15 protein-coding genes, 1 tRNA gene and 4 rRNA genes are annotated in these 25,336 nt (G+C 40.0%); 6 read left to right on the top strand and 14 right to left on the bottom strand.

Features of this window, described 5'->3' with window-relative positions; translation table 11 throughout:
- Positions 1–35 precede the first annotated feature (35 nt).
- The 3 genes from pssA to A3Q34_RS12120 form a co-directional block, all read right to left on the bottom strand.
- A complete protein-coding gene (gene pssA, locus A3Q34_RS12130; protein ID WP_070375597.1) occupies positions 36–1,364 on the bottom strand; it encodes a CDP-diacylglycerol--serine O-phosphatidyltransferase in 1,329 nt (442 codons plus the stop codon).
- Positions 1,365–1,437: 73 nt separating this feature from the next.
- Positions 1,438–3,390, bottom strand: coding sequence for a methyl-accepting chemotaxis protein (locus A3Q34_RS12125; RefSeq protein WP_070375596.1), 1,953 nt, complete (start codon positions 3,388–3,390; stop codon positions 1,438–1,440).
- A 123-nt stretch (positions 3,391–3,513) separates the two neighbouring features.
- On the bottom strand, positions 3,514–5,580 hold the full coding sequence (locus A3Q34_RS12120) for an NADPH-dependent 2,4-dienoyl-CoA reductase (RefSeq protein WP_070375595.1): 2,067 nt from the start codon (positions 5,578–5,580) through the stop codon (positions 3,514–3,516).
- A 149-nt stretch (positions 5,581–5,729) separates the two neighbouring features.
- Here A3Q34_RS12120 and A3Q34_RS12115 point away from each other — a divergent pair, with 149 nt between their 5' ends.
- On the top strand, positions 5,730–6,215 hold the full coding sequence (locus A3Q34_RS12115) for a GreA/GreB family elongation factor (protein ID WP_083277995.1): 486 nt from the start codon (positions 5,730–5,732) through the stop codon (positions 6,213–6,215).
- A 74-nt stretch (positions 6,216–6,289) separates the two neighbouring features.
- On the opposite strand, the gene A3Q34_RS12110 is transcribed toward A3Q34_RS12115, so the two are convergent.
- On the bottom strand, positions 6,290–7,654 hold the full coding sequence (locus tag A3Q34_RS12110; protein WP_070375594.1) for an MFS transporter: 1,365 nt from the start codon (positions 7,652–7,654) through the stop codon (positions 6,290–6,292).
- A gap of 202 nt (positions 7,655–7,856) precedes the next feature.
- Between A3Q34_RS12110 and uvrA the strand changes: the two genes are divergently transcribed.
- From uvrA to A3Q34_RS12095, 3 genes are all read left to right on the top strand, one after another.
- The gene (gene uvrA / locus A3Q34_RS12105; protein WP_070375593.1) at positions 7,857–10,706 is read left to right on the top strand and encodes an excinuclease ABC subunit UvrA; all 2,850 of its coding nucleotides are present in this window, start codon (positions 7,857–7,859) and stop codon (positions 10,704–10,706) included.
- Positions 10,707–10,866: 160 nt separating this feature from the next.
- Complete coding sequence (locus tag A3Q34_RS12100) at positions 10,867–11,523, top strand: fused MFS/spermidine synthase (RefSeq protein ID WP_070375592.1); 657 nt, start codon at positions 10,867–10,869, stop codon at positions 11,521–11,523.
- On the top strand, positions 11,516–12,415 hold the full coding sequence (locus tag A3Q34_RS12095; protein WP_157470966.1) for a fused MFS/spermidine synthase: 900 nt from the start codon (positions 11,516–11,518) through the stop codon (positions 12,413–12,415). Before A3Q34_RS12100 ends, A3Q34_RS12095 begins: the two co-directional genes overlap by 8 nt.
- Positions 12,416–12,465: 50 nt before the next feature.
- Here A3Q34_RS12095 and A3Q34_RS12090 read toward each other — a convergent pair whose 3' ends face one another.
- Entirely contained in the window at positions 12,466–12,954 is a 489-nt protein-coding gene (locus tag A3Q34_RS12090) for a hypothetical protein (RefSeq protein WP_070375591.1), read from the bottom strand.
- A gap of 140 nt (positions 12,955–13,094) precedes the next feature.
- Here A3Q34_RS12090 and A3Q34_RS12085 point away from each other — a divergent pair, with 140 nt between their 5' ends.
- Entirely contained in the window at positions 13,095–13,586 is a 492-nt protein-coding gene (locus tag A3Q34_RS12085) for a TlpA family protein disulfide reductase (protein WP_083277994.1), read from the top strand.
- Positions 13,587–13,690: 104 nt separating this feature from the next.
- Here A3Q34_RS12085 and A3Q34_RS12080 read toward each other — a convergent pair whose 3' ends face one another.
- From A3Q34_RS12080 to A3Q34_RS12040, 9 genes are all read right to left on the bottom strand, one after another.
- Positions 13,691–14,455, bottom strand: coding sequence for a PepSY-associated TM helix domain-containing protein (locus tag A3Q34_RS12080; protein WP_070375590.1), 765 nt, complete (start codon positions 14,453–14,455; stop codon positions 13,691–13,693).
- A gap of 44 nt (positions 14,456–14,499) precedes the next feature.
- The gene (locus tag A3Q34_RS12075) at positions 14,500–15,012 is read right to left on the bottom strand and encodes an FMN-binding protein (RefSeq protein WP_070375589.1); all 513 of its coding nucleotides are present in this window, start codon (positions 15,010–15,012) and stop codon (positions 14,500–14,502) included.
- 116 nt (positions 15,013–15,128) lie between these two features.
- Positions 15,129–16,289, bottom strand: a complete 1,161-nt coding sequence (locus tag A3Q34_RS12070; RefSeq protein ID WP_070377134.1) for a porin — start codon at positions 16,287–16,289, stop codon at positions 15,129–15,131.
- A gap of 376 nt (positions 16,290–16,665) precedes the next feature.
- Positions 16,666–17,781 (bottom strand): MltA domain-containing protein, encoded by a 1,116-nt coding sequence (locus tag A3Q34_RS12065; protein WP_070375588.1) that lies wholly within the window; start codon positions 17,779–17,781, stop codon positions 16,666–16,668.
- 622 nt (positions 17,782–18,403) lie between these two features.
- Positions 18,404–18,518: ribosomal RNA gene (gene rrf, locus A3Q34_RS12060) — 5S ribosomal RNA — on the bottom strand.
- 114 nt (positions 18,519–18,632) lie between these two features.
- Positions 18,633–18,747: ribosomal RNA gene (gene rrf, locus A3Q34_RS12055) — 5S ribosomal RNA — on the bottom strand.
- 147 nt (positions 18,748–18,894) lie between these two features.
- A 23S ribosomal RNA gene (locus tag A3Q34_RS12050) occupies positions 18,895–21,785 on the bottom strand.
- A 444-nt stretch (positions 21,786–22,229) separates the two neighbouring features.
- Positions 22,230–22,305, bottom strand: a tRNA-Ala gene (locus A3Q34_RS12045).
- Between the two features lie 88 nt (positions 22,306–22,393).
- Positions 22,394–23,938: ribosomal RNA gene (locus A3Q34_RS12040) — 16S ribosomal RNA — on the bottom strand.
- The 16S, 23S and 5S rRNA genes sit together here with 1 tRNA gene alongside, the layout of an rRNA operon.
- Before the next feature lie 914 nt (positions 23,939–24,852).
- Between A3Q34_RS12040 and A3Q34_RS12035 the strand changes: the two genes are divergently transcribed.
- Positions 24,853–25,296 carry an RNA recognition motif domain-containing protein gene (locus A3Q34_RS12035; RefSeq protein WP_070375587.1) on the top strand — a complete coding sequence of 148 codons (444 nt, stop codon included), beginning with the start codon at positions 24,853–24,855 and terminating at the stop codon, positions 25,294–25,296.
- The last annotated feature ends 40 nt before the right edge of the window (positions 25,297–25,336 follow it).

Genomic DNA, 25,336 nt, shown 5'->3' with positions numbered 1-25,336 from the left:
CGACATGCTGAAGTGAAAGGCTATTATCTATTTACTTATAAAAATAGTTTCAGTAATCGGTCTATCTGAGCCATTCTTAATTTTTTTAACAGTTTCTTAGGTTTTTCTGGGTACTGATCTTGGGATTCGAGTTGCAAGTAACTGCTAATTAATTGCGTATGTTGATTAATGACTGCCAGTTCATCAGTGAGCGTAGGTAGTAATTTTTGCTTGGCATCGTCAATTAATAAACCATTTTCTAGATCTAAGCCCCAAGCCCGTGGATTTAGATTATTACCGGTCAAAATATGCCAGCGTTCGTCAGCAACGATGCCTTTTAGATGAAAACTATTACTTTCGTGCTGCCATAAACGCACTTTCAGCAGCTTGTTATCAATGTATTTTTGTTGCCTCTTTAAAAATGCCTTTAATAAGGTCTCATAAATATAAGGAATAATACCTATTGTTGAAAATTTATCTTCATCCGCAATAAAAAAATCATTGGCTTTTTTATCGCCAATAATAATAGTCACTTCAACGCCACGCTTTAGCGCTGAACGTAAATCTCGCATAACCGGTTTTGGTAAATTAAAATAGGGGGTAAAAATCAGTAAATTTTTCTTTGATAAACGAATAGTTTCACGGATCTGTTGATTAAGTTGATTTTTTCTCCTGCCAAAACCAATCAGCGGCACAACAGATAACTCCTCAGCTAAAGGTTCAGGTTGTTGGGCGTAGAAGTTAAAACGTACCGTTTTTAATAGTGCTTTTAGTTTAAATATTTTATTTTTTATTTGTAATTTATTAGGTAATGTCGCCACATTTAACTGCGGTGAAAGTTCACTCTTAACAAAGGTTTGTTGAAGGAATTGACAAAAACTTTCACACAACGCCGGTGATTGAATTTGGTAATAACGGTCTAAACGATATTTTTCAGCTTGGTGCAAATAGATATCATTAATACTCGCCCCCGTATAAAGTAAAGTATTATCAAAAATCATCCCTTTAAAGTGCCAAACGCCCATCAATTCTTTACGTTTAACCGGTACACCGTAAACGGCAATACTTTCACTGTATTGTGAGGCTACTTCAAGATAAAAATCGCGATTACCTTGCCCTGATTTATCACCAATCAGACCCCTTTGCGCGCGATGAAAATCAACAAACACTTTAATATCTAAATGAGGGTTAGCTTGCTTTGCTTGATATAGGGCATGTAATACCTGCTGACCAGCCGCATCATCTTGTAAATATAAAGCCGTTATATAGATACGTGATTGCGCACTTTCGATTAATCGAACTAAGGCGGTAGCGTATTGCTTTGCGCTTGATAGCACCGTAATATTTTCAGCTAAAAGAGGAATACCCGCTAATACTTTATTCATTCAGGAAATCCACTTAATTTATGAACACATTGGTTTAACGGGCAATAATACCTTATTTGTTCAAACAGTCACTTTATTTCGATAAGTCATCGAGTTTAAATTGCGACAGTTGCTGAGTAAGGTGGTCGGCCAGTGTTAATAAATTTTCCCCTGCGCCGGCTGCATCTTTTGCTGATTGCATAACTAAGTCTGCGTCTTGGGCAATACTTTGGGTATTTTCTGCCATTTCTTTTACCATAACACCTTGCTGATTAACGGCGGTTGATATTTGTAAGGTCGCACCAACAATGTCTTCAACATTATGCGTAACTTCTGTAAAAGTGGTTTTGACGAGTGTGGTTTTATCAACCCCTTGTTTAGCCATTGCAACACCTTGGTGCATTGCTTCAACAGACCGACTGGTGCCTGATTGCAACAAGGCTATTATACGTTGAATTTCGGCTGTAGAATCTTGAGTTCGACTGGCTAACGTTCTAACCTCATCAGCAACAACAGCAAAACCACGTCCCTGCTCTCCAGCACGTGCGGCTTCGATAGCCGCATTAAGTGCCAACAAATTGGTTTGATCGGCTATTTTTTTTATGACGTTAACAAACTGACCAATGTCATGGCTATATCTTGCCAATTCATCAATAAGGCCTGCAGACGTATTAACCTCCTCTGAAATATTATTAATGGCTTGTGCCGTGTCACTAATAATATGACCACCTTGATTAACGTGCTCGCTGGTTTGTTCTGTTAATTGCAGTGTCGCTGCAGTACTGTCGCAAATCACCTGTACCGAGCCACTAACTTCATTGATAGACTGCACGACCGAGTGTGTGTTTAGCTGTTGCTGGGCAATACTGTGCTTCATATGATCGGTGAGTTGATGAATGTTGTTTGCCGAAACGCGTAATTTGCTAATATCATCACTAAAGATAGTGAGTAACTGGCGTATTTTTCTTTGCATTTGACTGAAGTTTTTAGCAATATCACCAAGTTCATCAGATGCGTTAACCCTTAACGCCTGAGAAAAGTTACCGCTACCTAAATACTCAGCCGCTTGGTTGATGGCATTAACATTCTTAATTAAGGAATAATAAATCCCCATGAGTAAGTAGCCAATCACCACAATAACAACCATTAATACTATCGCTAAAATCCAAAGAGTTTGCTCACTCTTCTGCGTTAGGGTATCAATTCTTGTTAATAACAAACTGTCACTGGTTTTTAGCAAACTTTCAGTCAATTGATAAACCGTATCGGCTAATTGTGTCGCTTGCTGTTGAGTTAACGATATTCTATCTGGGTCGATCATCTGTTGATGTAATTTTTGTTGGTATTCATCAAGTTGTAAATTAAAGTCGGCGTGTTTAGGCAAGTATAAAGACAATTCATCATTAGCAACACGCTCTAGCTGTACGGTTGTTTTATCAAGCTGTACTTGTAGTTCATCAAGGCGTTTATCAAGCGCGACAACAAGAGTGTAGTTTTCTGCATTAAAGCCATTGGTAATAATTTGAGCACTGATTGATTCAGTCCGTTTTAAATATTCTAATAAGGCGGGGATTCGTTGGCTGCTTGCCTCAGCTAAGTAAAAGGCTATCGCGTCATTTTCTCTGGATAAGCCACTTAAGGCGGCAAGGCGTTCTCGTATCGATAAGCTTTGCTCGTAAATTGCTTGGTAACCTTCAGTTTGAAGGGAGGTTTGTTTTTCGAGTAAACCTTGCCAAGCCTGTAACAATGCAGAAGTTGAAATATTATTAGGTAAGTTCAATTGTGAAATTTTATTGGTAACTGTACTCGATTTAACTTGTTGAAAGCGACTATCGGCTATAGCTTGCTCTAGTGCTACTACTTGCTGTATTTGTGTTAGCCCAATTAATTGCTCTTCGTGTTGGGTTATCAAAGCACTTTGCTCTTGAACTATCCACCATGATCCGAGAAAAACAGGTAGAAAAAACATACCCGCTAAGAGAATAAATTTTGCTTTAAAACGTAAAGCATTAGAAAGTGAGATTGCAGGTTTAAGAAATGCAGACATAATTACTCTTATTTTTATAGGTCAACTGTTATGCGAATATAACTACATAACAGTTGACCATAAACAGAGTTGCTTTCTTTCAATTATTATTTATATCTTCAACAAGTCGGCGAGCACTCACTGTTAGATGATAGCGGCAAGCTCTGCAGCTTGGCGTATCGCTCTTTTCGCATCTAATTCAGCAGCAACTTTAGCACCACCAATTAAGTGTAGTCCTTGCTCCGCACCCTTGATGCTTTCTAATTTATTATATAAACCACGTTGTGATTCTTGCCCTGCACAAATAATAACATGGTCAACATCTAGTACTTGCTCTATGCCATCAATTTCAATGGTTAAACCTGCATCATCTATTTTCTTGTAACTGACACCAGCTAACATTTTTACACCATTATTTTTTAAGGTCGCTCTGTGGATCCAACCCGTTGTTTTCCCTAACCCTGCACCGACCTTAGTCGACTTCCTTTGTAATAAGTGAATATTACGTGATGTTTTTTCAATAGGCTCTACTGACGATTTGTCCAGCAAAGCACCATTACTCTGATAACTTTGATCTACGCCCCAGCTCTTTAACCATTTTTCTTTGTTGTTCACGAGAGGACTTTTTTCGTGTTCTTCCGCTAAGTAAACCGCAACATCAAACCCAATACCTCCAGCGCCAATAATGGCAACATTTTTTCCTATGGGTTGTTTATCACGTAGTACATCTAAATAATTTTTTACTTTTTCATGCTCAATACCTTCTATATCGAGTTTTCTAGGTAAAATTCCCGTTGCAACCACTATTTCATCAAAGCCAGCATTTGCTAGCGTTTCAGCAGTCGCCTCGGTAGATAAATGTAGCTTAATATCGAGTAAGTTAATTTGCTTATTAAAATACCTAATCGTTTCATAAAATTCTTCTTTACCTGGTACTTGCTTAGCAAAGTTAAATTGACCGCCAATTTCACTAGCACGGTCAAAAATTTCAATTTTATGACCTCGTTGTGCCGCATAGACACTAAAAGCTAAACCAGCAGGGCCAGCACCTACAACAGCAATACGTTTATTTTTTGCTGCTTTAGCAAAGGTGAGTTCTGTTTCATAACATGCAGTTGGATTAACTAAACAAGAAGCACGTTTTTGCTGAAAAACATGGTCTAAACAAGCTTGATTACAACCAATACAAGTGTTGATTTCATCACTTTTATTTTCCATCGCTTTTTGGACAAATTCCGCATCAGCTAAAAATGGTCGCGCCATTGAAACCATATCTGCCTGTCCTGATGATAAAACTTCTTCAGCGACCTCTGGGGTATTTATGCGGTTAGTTGTCACCAATGGGATAGAAACTTCTTGCTTCATTTTCTCAGTGATCCAAGTAAATGCAGCACGTGGTACAGAAGTAGAAATTGTAGGAATGCGCGCTTCGTGCCAGCCAATACCGGTATTGATTAATGTCGCCCCTGCGGCTTCAACCGCCTTTGCCATGGTAACTACATCGGCCCAGCTATTACCTCCATCAACAAGATCTAGCATCGACAATCTAAAAATAAGGATGAATTTTTCACCCACTTTCTCTCTAACGGCTTTAATGATGTCAATGGCTAAGCGCATACGGTTCTCAACGCAGCCTCCCCATTCATCAGTTCTTTTATTAACGCGTACACATGAGAATTGGTTAATTAAATAACCTTCAGAACCCATAATTTCAACACCATCGTAGCCTGCACGTTGTGCTAATAATGCTGAATGGGCAAAGTCTTTAATGGTGCCTTTAATTTGACGAACTGACATCGCAGCGGGTGTAAATGGGTTTATCGGTGACTTAACTTTACTTGGCGCAAAGCTAAATGGATGATAAGAATAACGACCAGCGTGCAACAACTGCAAACAAATTTTTGTTGGGTACTGATGAACTGCTTCAGTAATTTTTTTATGCTTAGCGACGTGCCAAAACTTACTGAGTTCACAGCCCATAGGTGTTAGGCGCCCGCGTGCGTTGGGGCTAATACCACCGGTAACAATTAAGCCGACACCACCTTTAGCTCGTGCTTGATAAAAAGCGGCCAATTTATCAAAGCCACCCTTTTCTTCTTCAAGTCCAGTGTGCATTGAGCCCATGAGTGTACGATTTGCTAGGGTGGTAAAACCCAAATCTAATGGGGCTAATAAGTTAGGAAAGGCGCTATTGGCTGTGCTAATTGTCATAGTAGTTCACTTTTTCGGGATTATTTTTATGGTCAAACCAGTTATTATCATTATAAAGTAGACGTTTATAACGATAAATTCAAGTACTATTTTGACAGCTGTCAGATCAAAAATATATTTACTAAAAATTTCAAGCAAGTATGCTGAGTATGATGAAAAAACAGATAATAATTAACGATATCCTTGCCCATTTATCAGCAGAATTGTCCGCGATAAAAACAGCAGCAAATAATGCTCACTTAGCCGCCACTGATGATCAGTCGGTCGCAGAAACTCAATACGATACGCTTGCTATTGAAGCTAGCTATTTAGCGGAAGGTCAATCTAGACGTGTCCATGATATTCAACAAGCTAAACAAGCCATTGAACGGTTTATTATTTACAACTTTGAGGAAAGAATACCTGTTTCAATAGGTGCCTTAGTAAAGATAACACCAGAAAAAGGTGAAGATAAATGGTATTTTATTGCGCCGGCCGCAGGAGGATTTCAAGGCGTGTTAAATAGAAAGCCCTATACCGTTATTACACCAAACTCACCGATGGCAAAAGCATTAATAGGTAAGTCTATTGATGATGATGTTGCGTTAACAATAGGCACTAATAAACAATATTACTTGGTCAGTGGCATTTATTAATAGTGATATTTAAAAGCTTTGCCTCTGCTGAACTTGCCTATAAGGGATAAGCAAATTCAGCATATGGTTTGTCACTATGGATTCAAGGCAGCTTTGATATCAGCCAAGTTCACCACTTTATCATCAACCTTGAGGTAAACAACCGATTCTTCTTGCACCAATATCGCTTCGATAACCCCAGGTAACTCAATTAATTTTTCGGCGACTTCATTGGCTTTTTCTTGGCAATCAATGCTAGTCGTGAAAGTATAACTTTTTGATTTTTGCAGTGGCTTCATGCTTATAGCACCAAAAAACCATAGTAAAGTGATCAATGACATTACTAAAAATATCGCTTGTTCCCCAAATTGGCTGGCAATAATGCCGCCAATAATACCACCGGTAAAAGCACCTAAAAATTGACTACTCGAATAAATACCCATCACACTGCCTTTTACACCAGCCGGAGCAATGCGTGACAAAATAGATGGCATAGTTGCTTCTAGATAATTAAAGGCAGTAAAAAACATCACCACCAATAACACTAACGTCCAAAAACCAAGCGGTAAATACCACAACAGTAATAACGAGGCTGCCAGTAATAAGATAGCCGCCGATAACATCTGTTTTTCTTTTTGCTTTTTAATCGCAACAATCATAAAAGGTACCATCAAAAAGAAAGAACCTAACAAAGCGGGTAAATATAATTGCCAATGTTGCTCTAGCGCTAAACCACTGGCAACAAACTGTTTAGGTAAAGTAATAAAACAAGCCGTTAACGCCATATGAAGAATAAATACTCCCCAATTTAAACGTGATAGTTCGGGATTACGAATAAGCTTACTGAGTTGCTCCGGTAAAGCGACACTATCGCCCTTTGGCGCTTTATTTACTGAGTTTGGTACCATGAACTGAATCATGACCATAGCTAAAATGGTTAATATTGCCGTAAACCAAAACAAACCACTCAGCCCAAACGCTTGCGCAACTATAGGTCCAAAAACCATAGCAAGCGTAAACGATAAGCCAATAAACATACCAATAGTTGCCATAACTTTGGGCCGTTGCTCTTCTCGACTCAAATCTGCGGCCAGTGCTAATACCGCACTTGCAATAGCGCCGGTACCTTGTAATGCTCGGCCAAAAACAACGCCATAAATAGTGTCCGACATTGCGGCGACAACACTGCCTAAAAAGAAAATAACTAAACCGATTAAAATGATCGGTTTTCTGCCGTATTTATCAGACAGTATCCCCATAGGTATTTGCAGCATAGCTTGGGTTAGGCCATATGCTCCAATAGCTAAGCCTATCCAAATAGGACTAAAGCCGATCAGTTGCTCGCCATAAATAGCAAACACTGGCAAAATCATAAAAAGCCCAAGCATACGCAAGCCAAAAACGGCGGCTAAAGAAAATGCGGCTTTTTTCTCAATACTGTTTAAACCTGTCGTACTCATGGGGCTCTCTATTTAACGTGTCATAAAAAAGCGAAAATTCGCGCTATAGTAGCACGACAAAGTCCTGAACAAAAACAGAGATTATTACTGATTATTGCCGAGTAATTATGCAATAATACTTGGTTCAAACTTTACGTAAAATAGCGATCGCGAATCTATTGAGTTTGTGCACATTCAGAGAAACTTATTAGAGTGGATATTTATGAAAAACATTGAAGTACGTGGCGCTAGAACGCATAACCTTAAAAACATCAGCTTAGATATTCCTAGAGAAAAATTAGTCGTTATTACTGGGCTTTCGGGTTCAGGTAAATCTTCACTCGCTTTTGATACTTTATATGCAGAAGGTCAGCGACGCTATGTCGAGTCACTTTCGGCTTATGCTCGTCAATTTTTATCGATGATGGAAAAGCCTGATGTCGATCACATAGAAGGCTTATCGCCGGCAATTTCTATTGAACAAAAATCAACGTCGCATAATCCACGCTCTACTGTGGGTACTATTACCGAAATTTACGATTACTTACGACTACTTTATGCCCGTGTTGGCGAACCACGTTGCCCGACCCATCATCAGCCTTTAGCAGCACAAACAAATTCACAAATGGTCGATAAGGTTTTAGCGCTTGAAGAAGGTACTAAAGTCATGGTGCTTGCACCTGTATTACAAGGCCGAAAGGGTGAGCATGTTAAATTACTCGAGAACCTCGCATCTCAGGGTTATATTCGAGCTAGGATAGATGGCGAGGTTTGTGACTTATCTGATCCTCCAACATTAGAACTTCACAAAAAACATACGATTGAAGTGGTTGTTGACCGCTTAAAAGTAAGAGACGATATTCAACTTCGCTTATCCGAATCTTTTGAAACCGCATTAAGTTTAACCGCGGGTACCGCTAAAGTTGCCTTTATGGATGAACCTGATCGAGAAGAATTAGTCTTTTCAGCTAATTTTGCTTGTTCAAAGTGTGGTTATAGCATGCAAGAGCTTGAGCCGCGCTTATTCTCATTCAATAATCCAGCAGGTGCCTGTAAAACCTGTGATGGTTTGGGTAATCAACAGTTTTTTGACTCTGCTCGTGTTATTACTAACCCTGAATTGAGTTTGGCGGGCGGTGCAATACGTGGCTGGGATAAACGTAATTTTTACTATTTTCAAATGCTACAAGCACTGTCTGATCATTATAAATTTGCCCTTGATAAACCTTTTGAAAAGTTATCCAAGAGTGACCAAGATTTAATACTTCGTGGTAGTGGTAAACAAGAGATTGAATTCAAATATATGAACGACCGTGGTGATGTTGTTATTCGTAAGCACCCGTTTGAAGGCATAATTAATAATATGGAACGACGATTCCGTGAAACAGAATCTAATGCCGTTCGTGACGAATTATCAAAATACTTAAATAGCCAACATTGCCCAGATTGTAATGGCAGTCGTTTACGCCTTGAAGCGCGTAATGTTTTTATTGCTGATACACCATTAACTGATATTGCCGAGCTTGCTATTTCTGACGCCTTAGCCTTTTTCGAAAACTTAAATTTATCAGGTCAGAAAGCACAAATTGCAGAAAAAATTCTTAAAGAAGTGTGTGAACGTTTAGGCTTCTTAGTTAATGTTGGCTTAAATTACCTCAATTTATCACGCGCTGCTGGCACCTTATCAGGCGGTGAAGCACAACGTATTCGTTTAGCAAGCCAAATAGGTGCTGGTTTAGTTGGCGTAATGTATGTATTAGACGAACCATCAATTGGGTTACATCAACGCGATAACGAACGTTTATTAAAAACCTTGATCCATTTACGTGATTTAGGCAATACCGTGATCGTGGTTGAGCATGACGAAGACGCCATCAGAGCCGCCGATTATGTTATTGATATTGGCCCTGGAGCCGGTGTTCATGGTGGTGAAATTATTGCTCAAGGTGATGTAAATGATATTTTAGCCTGTGAAAATTCACTAACGGGTAAGTACCTTTCAGGACGAGAAGGTATTGAGATACCTAAGGTTCGTGTACCTTTTGATAAAAACAATGTCGTTGAACTAAAAGGCGCAACCGGTAATAATTTAAAGAATGTTGATTTAGTTATACCCAATGGTCTTATGACCTGTGTAACCGGTGTTTCAGGTTCAGGCAAGTCGACCTTGATTAACGATACCCTATTTAAACTTGCTCACATTGCTTTAAATGGTGCGACGACACAAGAACCGGCACCGTATAAAGAAATTATTGGTTTAGATTTACTTGATAAAGTTATCGATATTGACCAAAGCCCGATAGGGAGAACACCACGCTCAAACCCTGCAACCTATACGGGTATATTTACCGCTATTCGTGAAATTTTTGCTGCGACTCAAGAGTCACGTTCAAGAGGGTATAAACCCGGACGCTTTAGCTTTAATGTAAAAGGCGGGCGTTGTGAAGCTTGCCAAGGCGATGGATTAATCAAAGTTGAAATGCATTTCTTACCTGACGTTTATGTTCCTTGTGATGCGTGTAATTCAAAACGTTATAATCGTGAAACATTAGAAGTAAAATATAAAGGCAAGAGCATTCATGAAGTGCTTGATATGACAATCGAAGACGCTTTAACTTTTTTTGCACCCATCCCAGCTATTAATCGTAAATTACAAACGTTAATGGATGTTGGTTTAAGTTATATTAAATTAGGTCAGTCTGCCACGACCCTTTCAGGTGGTGAGGCACAACGGGTTAAATTATCAAAAGAGCTATCCAAACGTGATACTGGTAAGACCCTCTATATTCTTGATGAACCAACCACAGGTTTGCATTTTCACGACATCAAACAACTGATGCATGTTATCCATCGTTTGCGTGACCATGGCAATACTGTTGTTGTTATAGAGCATAACTTAGACGTAATAAAAACAGCCGATTGGATTATTGATTTAGGCCCTGAAGGTGGCTCTGGTGGTGGTGAAATATTGGTTTCTGGTACACCTGAACAGGTTGCTAAACACAAGACATCACATACCGCGAGGTTCTTAAAACCTTTACTCGAGAAGCAAGCAGCTAAAAAGCGTAAATAAGCCTTAACAAACCCAAAAGGCGTGTATCTCCGTTTAACTTGAATTTTCAGGGTGCAACTGAAATTCAGGTCGAACGGCTACCTATCAAATTGGCTTGGTATATCGCGCCTTTTGTCGTTAAGATAGCTTTACTTAATAGACAATATTACTGATACCCTAAATGACGGATACCCAACCCCAGCCATCATGGCAAAACCCATTCATTTACCTACTCGCTTTTTGTAGCGGTTTTTGCATAATGGGCATTGAACTATTAGGTGGCAGAATACTTGCTCCTTTTTTTGGCAGTAGTGTGCATATTTGGGGCAGTATAATTACCGTGTTTATGCTGAGTTTATCGTTTGGCTATTTGGCTGGTGGTAAGCTGTCGACAAAAAATGCTTCTTTGAAAAAATATGGTTTTATCTTTGTATTAGCAGGCATTACCATTTTGCCCGTTGCCTTATGGTCAACAACAATAATGGAAGTCATCTTTTTAAATGTTGAAGATTCTCGCTATGGCTCTTTACTCGCCTGTACAGCGCTCTTCTTTATACCTACGATTATTTTAGGGATGATCTCCCCTTACTCGGTCCGCTTATTAGTAACTGACCGAGATAAGAGCGGTCAAATCGCTGGAAAACTATATTTTGTTTCCACACTAGGTAGTGCATTAGGTACTATTCTTACTTCATTTTATCTGGTGTTATTTTTTGAAGTGAACAGTATTATTATGGTGTTTAGTTCGATATTAGCGTTATTGGGACTTATTGCTATTGTCTTAAATAAATCGGTGAAATCTGTTAGCTTTAATACAGTAGGTGTTATAAATGAGTAAGCTTAATTATTCGATGTTAACTATTTTTATCCTGAGTTGCCTATTTGTTAATAGTACAAGCGCGGAAGTCGTTCACCAAGAACGTTCATTATATCGAAATATATTGGTTGATGATCAAGGTGATTTACGTTGTTTGAAATTCAATGTGAAAACAACTAAAACGAATCAAAGCTGCTTTTATAAAACTGCCCCTCAACGTTTAGTCTTTAATTATACAAAACTACTCTTTTCCGGTTTGCTATTAATTGAGCAGCCTAAAAGTATTCTTATTGTTGGTTTAGGTGGCGGAACTATGTCAAACGTCCTTCAAGAACTCTACCCAACGAGTAAAATCACCAATGTTGAAATAGACCCTGCGGTTGTAAAAGTTGCTCGGCAATATTTTGGTTTTCTCGAAAACCAAGCTGTTTCATCGATAATACAAGATGGTAGAATTTTTATTAAACGCGCGTTGATCAGAAAACAACAATACGATTGGATAATTCTTGATGCGTTTAACGGTGATTACATTCCTGAGCACTTATTAACGCAAGAGTTTTTACAAGAAGCTAAAGATTTACTTAGCCCCGAAGGTGTATTAAGCGCTAATACTTTTTCAGTCAGTGATTTATATGCACATGAATCAGCTACCTATAAAGCAGTATTTGGCGATTTTTATAATGTACGAAACTATAAAAATAGTAATCGCATTATCTTAGCCGCCAAAGGACAACTGCCCAGTGTTGAATTAATTAATCAGCGAGCAAAAAAATTACAAACACGTTTAACACCTTTCAATATTGATTTATTAAAGATAAGCCAACAAATGACACCAATTAGTGTCGAGCAAGACTGGCCAGAAAAGACTAAGTTATTAACTGACCAGTTTTCACCGGCTAACTTATTGAATTAAGTAGGAGGCACTTAACTTTGTGCTTTTAGCTTTAACTGATTGCTCTGCAATTACTTTAAATAGCTAATACTTTGATCGGTAACACAACGAGTAAAGCTTTTTTGCCTTTCTTCTCGGCTTAACGTTGAAATACTTGCCGTTACCACCGCCATTCTTTCTAACTTCTGCTGCGGTGGTAAACTTGATAATTGCTCAGAAAAACAGCCATGCAAACCATAATTCAAGGCAGTATCAGACTGTGTTGTTGCTCCCGCTAAACAAGCCGTTAATTTTTCAGCCAGTAAATTACGGTCCATATCTTCAACAAGCTCCTTTACTTGATAATTAGCATTACCGCTATTTTTAGCTTGGTCACAAGCAAAAAACATATCTGCAACGGCAACTACCGGTATTAAGCGTTCATGTTGAGCGCTAAAACGTAACTTTAGCCATTTGTCATGCTCAAGTTGCTCGGGTGTTTTATCTGCTGAAGCATTCGCTATGCTCAATGGTAAAATTAAAGCAATGAACAAGGAGCTGATCTGTAAAAGTATTTTCATAAGTCTGTCTAAAAGATAAAGTATTGCGTGCAATTTACCTTACTCATCATTAAAAATACAATTATCGTTTTATAACTATCACACTTCACCTCGTTAAATATCCGTGTTCTAATAAGAAAAACTCTGCAAAGTAAAATACTATGAGCACTAGAAAATTAATTCCATTGTTATTCTCTGTCCTGACCAGTTTTTGTTTTACAACGGTAAGTTTTGCCCAGCCAATAGCACAGGAAAACGTATTACAAAATTTTGATAAATTAATTGCTGATCACAAAGGACAAGTGATCTATTTAGATTTTTGGGCATCTTGGTGTGGTCCTTGTCGAAAGTCCTTCCCGTGGATGAACGAAATACAAGCGCAATATAAACAGCAAGGCTTAACTATTATCAGTGTTAACGTTGATAACAATAAAGCATTAGCAGATGAGTTTTTGGCAGAAGTTCCAGCTAATTTCACCGTTTTTTATGACCCTAAAGGCAAAGTTGCCCGTAAGTTTAAATTAAAAGGCATGCCTAGCAGCTACATCATTGACCGTTCAGGAAAAGTGGTTAGTACTCATGTTGGCTTTTCAGAAAGTAAAAAAGAAAAGTATCAACAAGAGTTAGAAGCTTTACTTCAGTCGACAGAGTAAAGAATACTTACTCAACAATAGCTAAGTAGGCTCAGCTATTTATAAATAGACCAGACCTTAATTAGCGTTAAAGGTCTGGGGTTGAACACTTGCTAATGGTAATATTAACGTTTTTTATAAGTAAACTTTAGCCAAATATAAATACCACTCACTGATAGTAAGATAAGCATCAAAGCAACAATATCCATAAACCAAACACCTAAGTTACCAAATAATCGGCCAGAGTGAGCATCAAGTATTACTCTTTCCCAGTTTAGAAATTGCGATTGGAATTTTTTGTTCGCCACAACCAACTCATTTTCTGTCGCAGAAGCACTTTCCACCCATGACGGTTCAATCAGTGTAGTGATCTTTTGCCATTCAAATAAATCACTATCGCCTTTAAAATAACCCTCTGGTGTATTTAAAACAAGCTGATCACCAATAATGCTAAATGCTGAAATAGGCGTAGGTAAATCACTAGAACTGTCGATTTTATCAATAATCTGCCCTTCGTCAGTAAAAATAACAACTTGCTTTGTAGTAACCAACAATAGATATGATTGAAAGCGACTAATACCAATAACAGGCGTATCACTTTGAAAAACCACTTGATCGTTTAACCAGATAAGCTGGTCAGTGACTAACCATTCTTTTTGTTGATAAAAACGAATATCACTAGGGGGTTTAATTCCATAATGATTAAGTAGCATCGAGCTAGTGATTGATTTATCTGACAAAGAAAAAAATGAGGTGTGGTTTAAAGCGATACCGGAAATAGAAAGAAAAATCAGGAAGAATGCAGCAAATATACCCAGTTGACGATGCCATTTTCGCAGATGACGAACAAAACGATTACGAATTAAGTATGCTGATTTTTTATTTATCATTGGGATACGTTAGACCTATCTAAATAAACTTATTACCGGGAAAATTAAACTTTTACCTTTTTATTTAACCACAACGCCAAACGTGCAACTTTAGTTAGCGCGCGTACCGACATGGTTGCGCCTGTTATACCATCAATATGTTGATTAAGCATGTTTTCTTTAGTCAGTGAGGCTGACTTAAACTGATTTGTGAAAAAGTCATGTCGAACTTCATCACCACGGGACTCTCGATAAACAAGGACTTTAAGGTCAACTACCTGCTCGTCTTTAATATGAACACCAATTGTAATAGGTTGTTCTTTACCTATTTCTTCAAGCACCCAAACCGTTGCATTTTCTTGCTGCCAATACCTTACGCGTAAACGGTTATATTCATGGCTCATAATATCACTAATTACCACTTTATCGTCATTTGACAACCATAGCGCTTTAGATTTTGGTGATTCTCCATTAAAAGAACTGCTAATAAACTGCTTAGATGTTTGATAAATACCATTCGCAACCGCTGGTGTTTGCAAACTAAGTATAACTAAGAAAGTGAATATAATTTTAACCACATGTCACCCTTGATGATAAATAAAGTTGTTAAAACACAAAAGTGAATGAGCAAATAATGCTCATTCACTTCCATGTGAATTATAACCTAACGCAAGTTTGCGATAAGTAAATCAAATTAAAACTGGTAGCCAAAACCTAAGTTAAAGCCTTGCGAGTCTTTTGAACCACTTAATTCTTCAAAATCAGCTTTTAGTACAACGTTTTCATGTAAATAATAATTGATACCTACGCTGGTTGATTCAACAGCATCAGAAGAACTAGCTCCTGCTTCATTGTTATATTCAGCATAGCGGGCAAAAGCGCCCATTTTTTCATTAAACATATATGAAGGTTCAACATACCAACCTGTTTGCTCATCTCGACCTAATGCTTTGGCTTCTTTACCGTAAATATTCCAAGCGGCATATAATGCACGAACAGTGAAGTTATTAACTTGGTAAATAGCATGGGCTTGAATTAATGTTGCAGCAGCTTTATCAACACCAGCAGCACTTTGTGCCAAATCCGTTTGAAACTGAACTGTTGCCGCTAACTCTAAGCCAGGAATAGCTGTATATTTTATACGCCCCGTGTAGGCTAAGTTTTCAGCCGAAGCGTTAGAAACTTTTTGACGTCCGCCTCTAATTTTGTAATCATTTCCAACGTTTAAACCACTCGTTATAGCGGTATCAACAGCTATACCTGGTGCCAACTTAAAGTTAGCTGCAACACCGGCTTCCCACCACGTAGCTGGAATAATATTCTTTTCAACACCGTTACGTTCAACACCATAAAATGTTGGTGGCTCGTGAGTTTCGTTTATGATGCCAACAGGAACCAAAAACAAACCTGTTTTGGTGGTAATAGTATCGCTATAATCATACTCTACGTAAGCTTGTTCTAGCTCAACTTCGCCATTTTTTCCTTCACCAGCAATGCTATGCTCTAATTCGAATTCAGAGAAAAAGCGAAGTTTATTGGTGAACTCATGACCAAAGAATAGTACGAAGCGATGAAAGTCAACTTTCGCGTCGGTATCTTTATAGTTGTTATAATGTAATTCACCGTAGCCACCAATGGTTGTTTTGGCAAATGGGCTAGCAGTTGTACTTGACTCAACTTGGTCAGCAGTTGCTTCTAAGCGCTGTTCTGTTTGATCTAAACGTTGTTCTAAGTTCTTTAATACTTCTTGTTGCTGGGCAATAACTTTACGTAATTCCTCTGTATCGTCATTTGCAATAACAGCCGTGCTAGCAAATAAGCCAACAAGTGCAGAAGCAATTAAGGTTTTCTTCATCATGGGTTCATGTCCGTTAAAGTTTGTAGAGAGAGTTTTTTATAATTAAAGCGATAATACACATGAACAAAGCGTAATGCAAACGATTATCATTAAGTCTTTCGTTTGTGTTTGATATAGATCAAGATTTAAACTAGATACTTCAGAGATCCTATAATTGGTAACATCGAAATGTCTATGTTTGTAATACACTTTATGTTTTCGCCGTGCAGTTTACTTAAAAATCAATATAAGCTTAAAAGAAAGAAAGTAAATATTCATCTCCCTTTAGACAGCCAGCCTACCCCTAATGTAAAAGCTAAACCTGAAGATATAACAGCAAGCATTTTAGATAAAAGATTCGCTGATGCAATTTTTGTGACGTATAAGCCTTTATTTACTTTAGTAACATTAACCAAGCCTGAGCGTAGTCGGGTAAATGCTTATTAGCTTGGTGATAATCACTCCAACCTTTATAGCTATCTACTAACATATCTAATTGGAATAAATTATCATCGAAGGCTCCACCTTGATCAGCTAGGACTCCAATCCGTGATATATTTTCATTATTACGGTCATAGCTAACCATAAAGAGTTTACCTAACCCTAGCTGCTTTACATTGCCAGCAAAGGTTACTTGAGATTTTAACGCTATCTTATCCTCTTGTTTTTGGCCATAGCCCATAATGCTAGGGACCTCAATAAAATACCAATATCTTGCTTGCTCTCGTTTTCCTAATGCATAATCATAAGCTATGCCGTTATTACGGTGAACATTAAAGTAACGAACATTTCCATCGACATTTACCACGCCAGTGCCTTGTAATAAAACATCATGTAATGCTTCTTCAGATAACCAAATTAGAGGTTTAACCGCTGTATTTGTTAATAAGGCTCCTGCCATAATATCTTGTCGGGTATACCTATACCTTATCAATTGCTGTTTCTGGTTTTCAGCTTGCTCTAATGAAAGACCTTCCTCATCAGTCGGTAAGGCATACAAAGCTTGATTATATTTAGTGGTTTTAACGGTACTGGCATCTAATAGTTTCGTATAATATTTAGTAAGAAAAATTTTATCTTTAGGAATACTATTTAATAATCGACTTTTAACTTCATTGGTACTTTTATCTGCAATGAGTTGTGCTGTCTGAGTATCAGGGAGCCAACGAAAAAAATTAAAATTCTCTTTTACAAATGCTATATCGTGTAGGCGACTCTGTCGTTTTGCTCGAACGTCCTCACGATAAGTTGTACAGATAAACGCCAATGTGTGTTCAATATCTTGCATACTAATTTTATTATTAAATACTGTCCCTGGGTGTACTGCAAACTTATCACTAGGAACCTTTTGTATATAATCCAATGTATTTTCAGTAACTTGACATAAGTCACTTGTTTTAAAATCTACAAGTTTATTAATACTTGGTGATTTTTCAAGGACGAATTCATAAGCATTCACTTGAAATGTAAACAGTAATACAGAGGAAAATATATATATTAAGTAGCGCATTAATCTGACCTATTAGAACTTTTTCAATATTGTAACTATTAAGCTAATAAAAGATATAGGTTTATCATATAACAAACATCAAAAAATCCTCCTCTCACATGGGCCTGTCGAACATAAGTCACACTACTGTTGGCGCTACTACCCAATTGTTATAAATGGTCTATTTTCAAACGACAGAAAGCAAAAAACCCGACTCTTTCGAATCGGGTTTCTGAAGTGTAGGGATATACTAATGTCGCGTTGCCAAGGATGGCAAAGAGCGACCTAAATAGGAGCCTAGCAATGTCCTACTCTCACATGGGCATGTCGAACATGAGTCACACTACCGTTGACGCTACTACCCAATTGTTATAAATGGTGTATTTTCAAACGCCAGAAAGCAAAAAACCCGACTCTTTCGGATCGGGTTTCTGACGTGTAGGGATATACTAATGTCGCGTTGCCAAGGATGGCAAAGAGCGACCTAAATAGGAGCCTAGCAATGTCCTACTCTCACATGGGCATGTCGAACATGAGTCACACTACCGTTGACGCTACTGCTCTACGGTATAAATGCTGTCTTTTTTAAACGTCAGAAAGCAAAAAACCCGTAGCATCAGCTACGGGTTTTTCTTAATTAGAAGCCTAGCAATGTCCTACTCTCACATGGGAACTCCCACACTACCATCGGCGCTACTGCGTTTCACTTCTGAGTTCGGAATGGGATCAGGTGGTGCCACAGTGCTATTGTCGCTAGACAAAACTTGTAATATCAAAGATATAATTTAATTTATACTGTTTAAAATATAAAGTAAATTAGAACCTTGGAACAAAAAACCCGTAGCATCAGCTACGGGTTTTTCTAAATAGAAGCCTAGCAATGTCCTACTCTCACATGGGAACTCCCACACTACCATCGGCGCTACTGCGTTTCACTTCTGAGTTCGGAATGGGATCAGGTGGTGCCACAGTGCTATTGTCGCTAGACAAAAAGGTTACAATCTTGAAAGCTGTTGCTCGCTAGAGCTATAAATATAAAAGCGTTTTCTTATTCAATTCATTATAGTGCGTGAAGTTATTCTATATATGTCAGTCTTCTACAAACACTTCGCAGTAAAACTACTTGGGTGTTGTATGGTTAAGCCTCACGGGCAATTAGTATCAGTTAGCTCAAGACCTCGCAGTCCTTACACACCTGACCTATCAACGTTGTAGTCTCCAACGACCCTTTAGGGAGCTTAAAGCTCCAGTGAGAACTCATCTCAAAGCCTGCTTCCCGCTTAGATGCTTTCAGCGGTTATCAGTTCCGAACGTAGCTACCGGGCAATGCTATTGGCATAACAACCCGAACACCAGCGGTTCGTCCACTCCGGTCCTCTCGTACTAGGAGCAGCCCTCTTCAATTCTCAAACGCCCACGGCAGATAGGGACCGAACTGTCTCACGACGTTCTAAACCCAGCTCGCGTACCACTTTAAATGGCGAACAGCCATACCCTTGGGACCGACTTCAGCCCCAGGATGTGATGAGCCGACATCGAGGTGCCAAACACCGCCGTCGATATGAACTCTTGGGCGGTATCAGCCTGTTATCCCCGGAGTACCTTTTATCCGTTGAGCGATGGCCCTTCCATACAGAACCACCGGATCACTATGACCTACTTTCGTACCTGCTCGACGTGTCTGTCTCGCAGTTAAGCTGGCTTATGCCATTGCACTAACCGTATGATGTCCGACCATACTTAGCCAACCTTCGTGCTCCTCCGTTACTCTTTGGGAGGAGACCGCCCCAGTCAAACTACCCACCAGACAGTGTCCCCAAGCCCGATAAGGGCCCTAGGTTAGAACATCACGCATACAAGGGTGGTATTTCAAGGTAGACTCCACTTCATCTGGCGACAAAGTTTCATAGTCTCCCACCTATCCTACACATGTAGGAGCAATGTTCACTGTCAAGCTATAGTAAAGGTTCACGGGGTCTTTCCGTCTAGCCGCGGGTATACGGCATCTTAACCGCAAATTCAATTTCACTGAGTCTCGGGTGGAGACAGTGTGGCCATGATTACGCCATTCGTGCAGGTCGGAACTTACCCGACAAGGAATTTCGCTACCTTAGGACCGTTATAGTTACGGCCGCCGTTTACCGGGGCTTCGATCATCAGCTTCGCTTGCGCTAACCGAATCAATTAACCTTCCGGCACCGGGCAGGCGTCACACCGTATACGTCATCTTTCGATTTTGCACAGTGCTGTGTTTTTAATAAACAGTTCCAGCCACCTGGTTACTTCGACTACTCTTAGCTTACACCGCAAGGGTTTAACCGAGAGTAGCGTACCTTCTCCCGAAGTTACGGTACTATTTTGCCTAGTTCCTTCACCCGAGTTCTCTCAAGCGCCTTAGTATTCTCTACCTAACCACCTGTGTCGGTTTGGGGTACGGTTCCTATATATCTGAAGCTTAGAAGCTTTTCCTGGAAGCATGGCATCAACAGCTTCAACTCCGTAGAGTCTCGTCTCGTATCTCAGTGTTGAATGAAGACCCGGATTTACCTAAGTCAACCACCTACGTACTTTCACACGGACTACCAACGCCGTGCCTGTTTAGCCTACTCCGTCCCTCCTTCGCAATATATAGAAGTACAGAAATATTAATCTGTTTCCCATCGACTACGCGTTTCCGCCTCGCCTTAGGGGCCGACTTACCCTGCCCTGATTAACATGGGACAGGAAACCTTGGTCTTTCGGCGGGGGAGTTTTTCACTCCCCTTATCGTTACTCATGTCAGCATTCGCACTTCTGATACCTCCAGCAAGCTTTACAACTCACCTTCAACGGCTTACAGAACGCTCCCCTACCACTCATAGTAAACTATGAATCCGCAGCTTCGGTGACTAGTTTAGCCCCGTTACATCTTCCGCGCAGACCGACTCGACTAGTGAGCTATTACGCTTTCTTTAAAGGATGGCTGCTTCTAAGCCAACCTCCTAGCTGTCTATGCCTTTCCACATCGTTTCCCACTTAACTAGTACTTTGGGACCTTAGCTGGCGGTCTGGGTTGTTTCCCTCTTCACAACGGACGTTAGCACCCGCAGTGTGTCTCCCGCATATCACTCATTGGTATTCGGAGTTTGCAAAGGGTTGGTAAGTCGGGATGACCCCCTAGCCTTAACAGTGCTCTACCCCCAATGGTGTTCGTGCGAGGCTCTACCTAAATAGATTTCGGGGAGAACCAGCTATCTCCCGGCTTGATTAGCCTTTCACTCCGACCCACAAGTCATCACCGCATTTTTCAACATACGTGTGTTCGGTCCTCCAGTTGATGTTACTCAACCTTCAACCTGCCCATGGGTAGATCGCCGGGTTTCGGGTCTATACCCTGCAACTAAACGCGCAGTTAACACTCGCTTTCGCTACGGCTCCCCTAATCGGTTAACCTTGCTACAGAATATAAGTCGCTGACCCATTATACAAAAGGTACGCAGTCACCGGACTAAATCCGGCTTCCACTGCTTGTACGTATGCGGTTTCAGGTTCTATTTCACTCCCCTCACAGGGGTTCTTTTCGCCTTTCCCTCACGGTACTGGTTCACTATCGGTCAGTTAGTAGTATTTAGCCTTGGAGGATGGTCCCCCCATATTCAGACAAAGTTTCACGTGCTCCGTCCTACTCGATTTCACTCAAAGGTTGCTTTTGTGTACGGGACTATCACCCTGTATCGTTGTACTTTCCAGTACATTCCACTAGCGCCCAATAAGCTTAAGGGCTGATTCGCGTTCGCTCGCCGCTACTAACGAAATCTCGGTTGATTTCTTTTCCTCAGGGTACTTAGATGTTTCAGTTCTCCTGGTTCGCTTCATTAAGCTATGTATTCACTTAATGATACTGACTTATGTCAGTGGGTTTCCCCATTCGGAAATCATTGGCTATAACGGTTTTTATCACCTCACCAATGCTTATCGCAGATTAACACGTCCTTCATCGCCTCTAACTGCCAAGGCATCCACCACATACGCTTAGTCACTTAACCATACAACCCTAAGTAGTCTTTCGACACGAAGTACACCGTGGAGACTAATCCACAGCAATTGTAAAGTCTGACATTTTCACGCACAAATAAATGTGTCTTGAATAAGATGTTTACTCTGAGTAAGAGCAAACAAATGTTGATTAATAGCTTTCACTATTAATCGCTTTTGTAGATACTTATAAAATGTGCAAACTATTTAGAAGTAATGAGCGCGACACCCCTTACTAATGTTAGTTGCTTTATAAATACCTTATTTATATCAGCTTTCCAGATTGTTAAAGAACTCATTCTTAACGCGCATTCGGTTAAAAACGTGGTTTAAAAAACCAAATTAATATTCACTCACCAGATACTGAAACACGTTCAGTATGACGAAAGTAAACCTTAATTTGGTCTTTTCTTTAATGAAGAATCATAATGGTCTCCTATATTATAAATATAGGATGGTGGAGCTATGCAGGATCGAACTGCAGACCTCCTGCGTGCAAGGCAGGCGCTCTCCCAGCTGAGCTATAGCCCCATCGGGATTCTTCTAATTTGTTATCATGTAATTTGTGTAGACACTCGTGAAACTCAAGAGCTTCCATTAAACTGTTTTTACTTCAAGATAAGGAGGTGATCCAACCCCAGGTTCCCCTAGGGTTACCTTGTTACGACTTCACCCCAGTCATGAAACACAAAGTGGTGACCGTCCTCCCGAAGGTTAAACTAGCCACTTCTTTTGCATCCCACTCCCATGGTGTGACGGGCGGTGTGTACAAGGCCCGGGAACGTATTCACCGTAGCATTCTGATCTACGATTACTAGCGATTCCGACTTCATGGAGTCGAGTTGCAGACTCCAATCCGGACTACGACAAGCTTTGTGGGATTCGCTCCACCTCGCGGTATTGCTGCCCTCTGTACTTGCCATTGTAGCACGTGTGTAGCCCATCCCGTAAGGGCCATGATGACTTGACGTCGTCCCCACCTTCCTCCGGTTTATCACCGGCAGTCTCCTTAGAGTTCCCGCCATAACGCGCTGGCAAATAAGGATAGGGGTTGCGCTCGTTGCGGGACTTAACCCAACATTTCACAACACGAGCTGACGACAGCCATGCAGCACCTGTCTCACAGTTCCCGAAGGCACAAGTCTATCTCTAGTCTCTTCTGTGGATGTCAAGGGATGGTAAGGTTCTTCGCGTTGCATCGAATTAAACCACATGCTCCACCGCTTGTGCGGGCCCCCGTCAATTCATTTGAGTTTTAACCTTGCGGCCGTACTCCCCAGGCGGTCAACTTAATGCGTTAGCTCCGCTACCCACGGATCAAGTCCACAGACAGCTAGTTGACATCGTTTACGGCGTGGACTACCAGGGTATCTAATCCTGTTTGCTCCCCACGCTTTCGTGCCTCAGCGTCAGTATCTGTCCAGGTGGCCGCCTTCGCCACTGATGTTCCTTCCAATCTCTACGCATTTCACCGCTACACTGGAAATTCCACCACCCTCTACAGTACTCTAGTTTGCCAGTTCAAAATGCAGTTCCAAGGTTGAGCCCTGGGCTTTCACATCTTGCTTAACAAACCGCCTACGCACGCTTTACGCCCAGTAATTCCGATTAACGCTCGCACCCTCCGTATTACCGCGGCTGCTGGCACGGAGTTAGCCGGTGCTTCTTCTGTTGCTAACGTCACAGCGAGCAGCTATTAACTACCCACCTTTCCTCACAACTGAAAGTGCTTTACAACCCGAAGGCCTTCTTCACACACGCGGCATGGCTGCATCAGGCTTTCGCCCATTGTGCAATATTCCCCACTGCTGCCTCCCGTAGGAGTCTGGGCCGTGTCTCAGTCCCAGTGTGGCTGATCATCCTCTCAAACCAGCTAGAGATCGTCGCCTTGGTGAGCCATTACCTCACCAACTAGCTAATCTCACTTGGGCTAATCAAATGGCAAGAGGTTCCGAAGAATCCCCCTCTTTGGTCCGTAGACGTTATGCGGTATTAGCAGTCGTTTCCAACTGTTGTCCCCCACCATATGGCATATTCCCAAGCATTACTCACCCGTCCGCCGCTCGTCAGCAAAGTAGCAAGCTACTCTCTGTTACCGCTCGACTTGCATGTGTTAAGCCTGCCGCCAGCGTTCAATCTGAGCCATGATCAAACTCTTCAATTAAAAAATCGTTTGTGATGCTTAACCTAAGCTAAGACATCTGCTCAATGAATTCTGTCGTGTTACCAGCAACTCTTAAAAGAGAAGTAGTAACTACATAAAACGTACTAATCACTCTCTAATAAAAGAGTATGATTAATACTTAATCTGTGTGACATCATTATTAAACTGTTTTACGTCTTTCCTTGCCTCTCGTTAGAGAATTAAGAACCGACTATGTAAAATCAATGTAATGTGAGTGTCTACACAAATTGCATGATAACTAATTGTTAAAGAAAAACTCATTTACTTAAAGTAAAGAGTTAGATATAAAACCCATTCGTTTATACCTTTGGAGCGTTGCTCCGTTGCTGCAGGCCTTGCCTGAAGCGAGATGCGCATGATACGCTTCTCAGTTTTGATGTCAACGTTTTATTTAATTTAATTTGAAGTTTCTTTTCGAAGATTCAAACTTAACTTTTAAAACGTTAAGTTAACTACTTTACTCTAAAGTGATGTAGATAACTTATCAAAACGTTCGTTTGGGTTACCCCTTGGAACTGGAGCGCATTCTAGACATATTTTGAAAAGGATCAAGCACTATTTTCATCTTTATGTTTGTTTGCTGAAAATAAAAACAATGTGGGCAATATACTCTCTAATCGCTCAATAAACATCAACGTTCTTATTCCACCTATATAATAATCCATTTAAGGTGGCTTATATAAGCACTAAAATAGTGCTTTTAATTAATATGCTTATTTAGTGTAGTAAACTTTTTATTTATTGCTTAATATAAGTAAGGTGTTATTTGCATATAAATTACACTTATCTTTTTTACAACTTTGTACTTTGTACAATATTCAAGGCTGGGTAGCAGGTACATTGCAATTTAGTTTTTTAATTTAGAATTTAAAATAATAATTAGGTATTCATATATGAAGTCTCCTCAAGGGTTAACATTTATAGTCGCAGTAGTATTTGCTGTTATTGCTTACATTTTATCAACTGTTATTGGCAGCTCACCAGAAATTACTGCGATATTAGTTTTAGTAAGTACTTTTATTGCGCCACTTATAGGTTCATCAACTACTGCAGAAAGTGCTGATGAAGAAATAAAAACGTTATATGTAGGGAATCTACCTTACCGAGCAAATGAATCATCGATCAGAGAGTTATTCTCTGAACATGGTCAAGTTCATTCTGTTCGTTTAATGAAAGATAAACATACTGGAAAGCGTCGTGGTTTTGGTTTTGTTGAAATGTCAGCTGATGCGGCTGATGCGGCTGTTTCATCGCTTAATGATACTGAATTTCAGCAGCGTACTTTGAAAGTTCGTGAAGCTAAGGAACGTCCAGAAAAAAATCTCGAAGAAGAATAACCGTTCTTCTTGGTAAGTTATCCTAAATAAACCCACGTTA

Source organism: Colwellia sp. PAMC 20917 (assembly GCF_001767295.1).
Classification (GTDB): Bacteria; Pseudomonadota; Gammaproteobacteria; order Enterobacterales; family Alteromonadaceae; genus Colwellia_A.
This window is presented reverse-complemented; position numbering and strand designations above follow the sequence as displayed.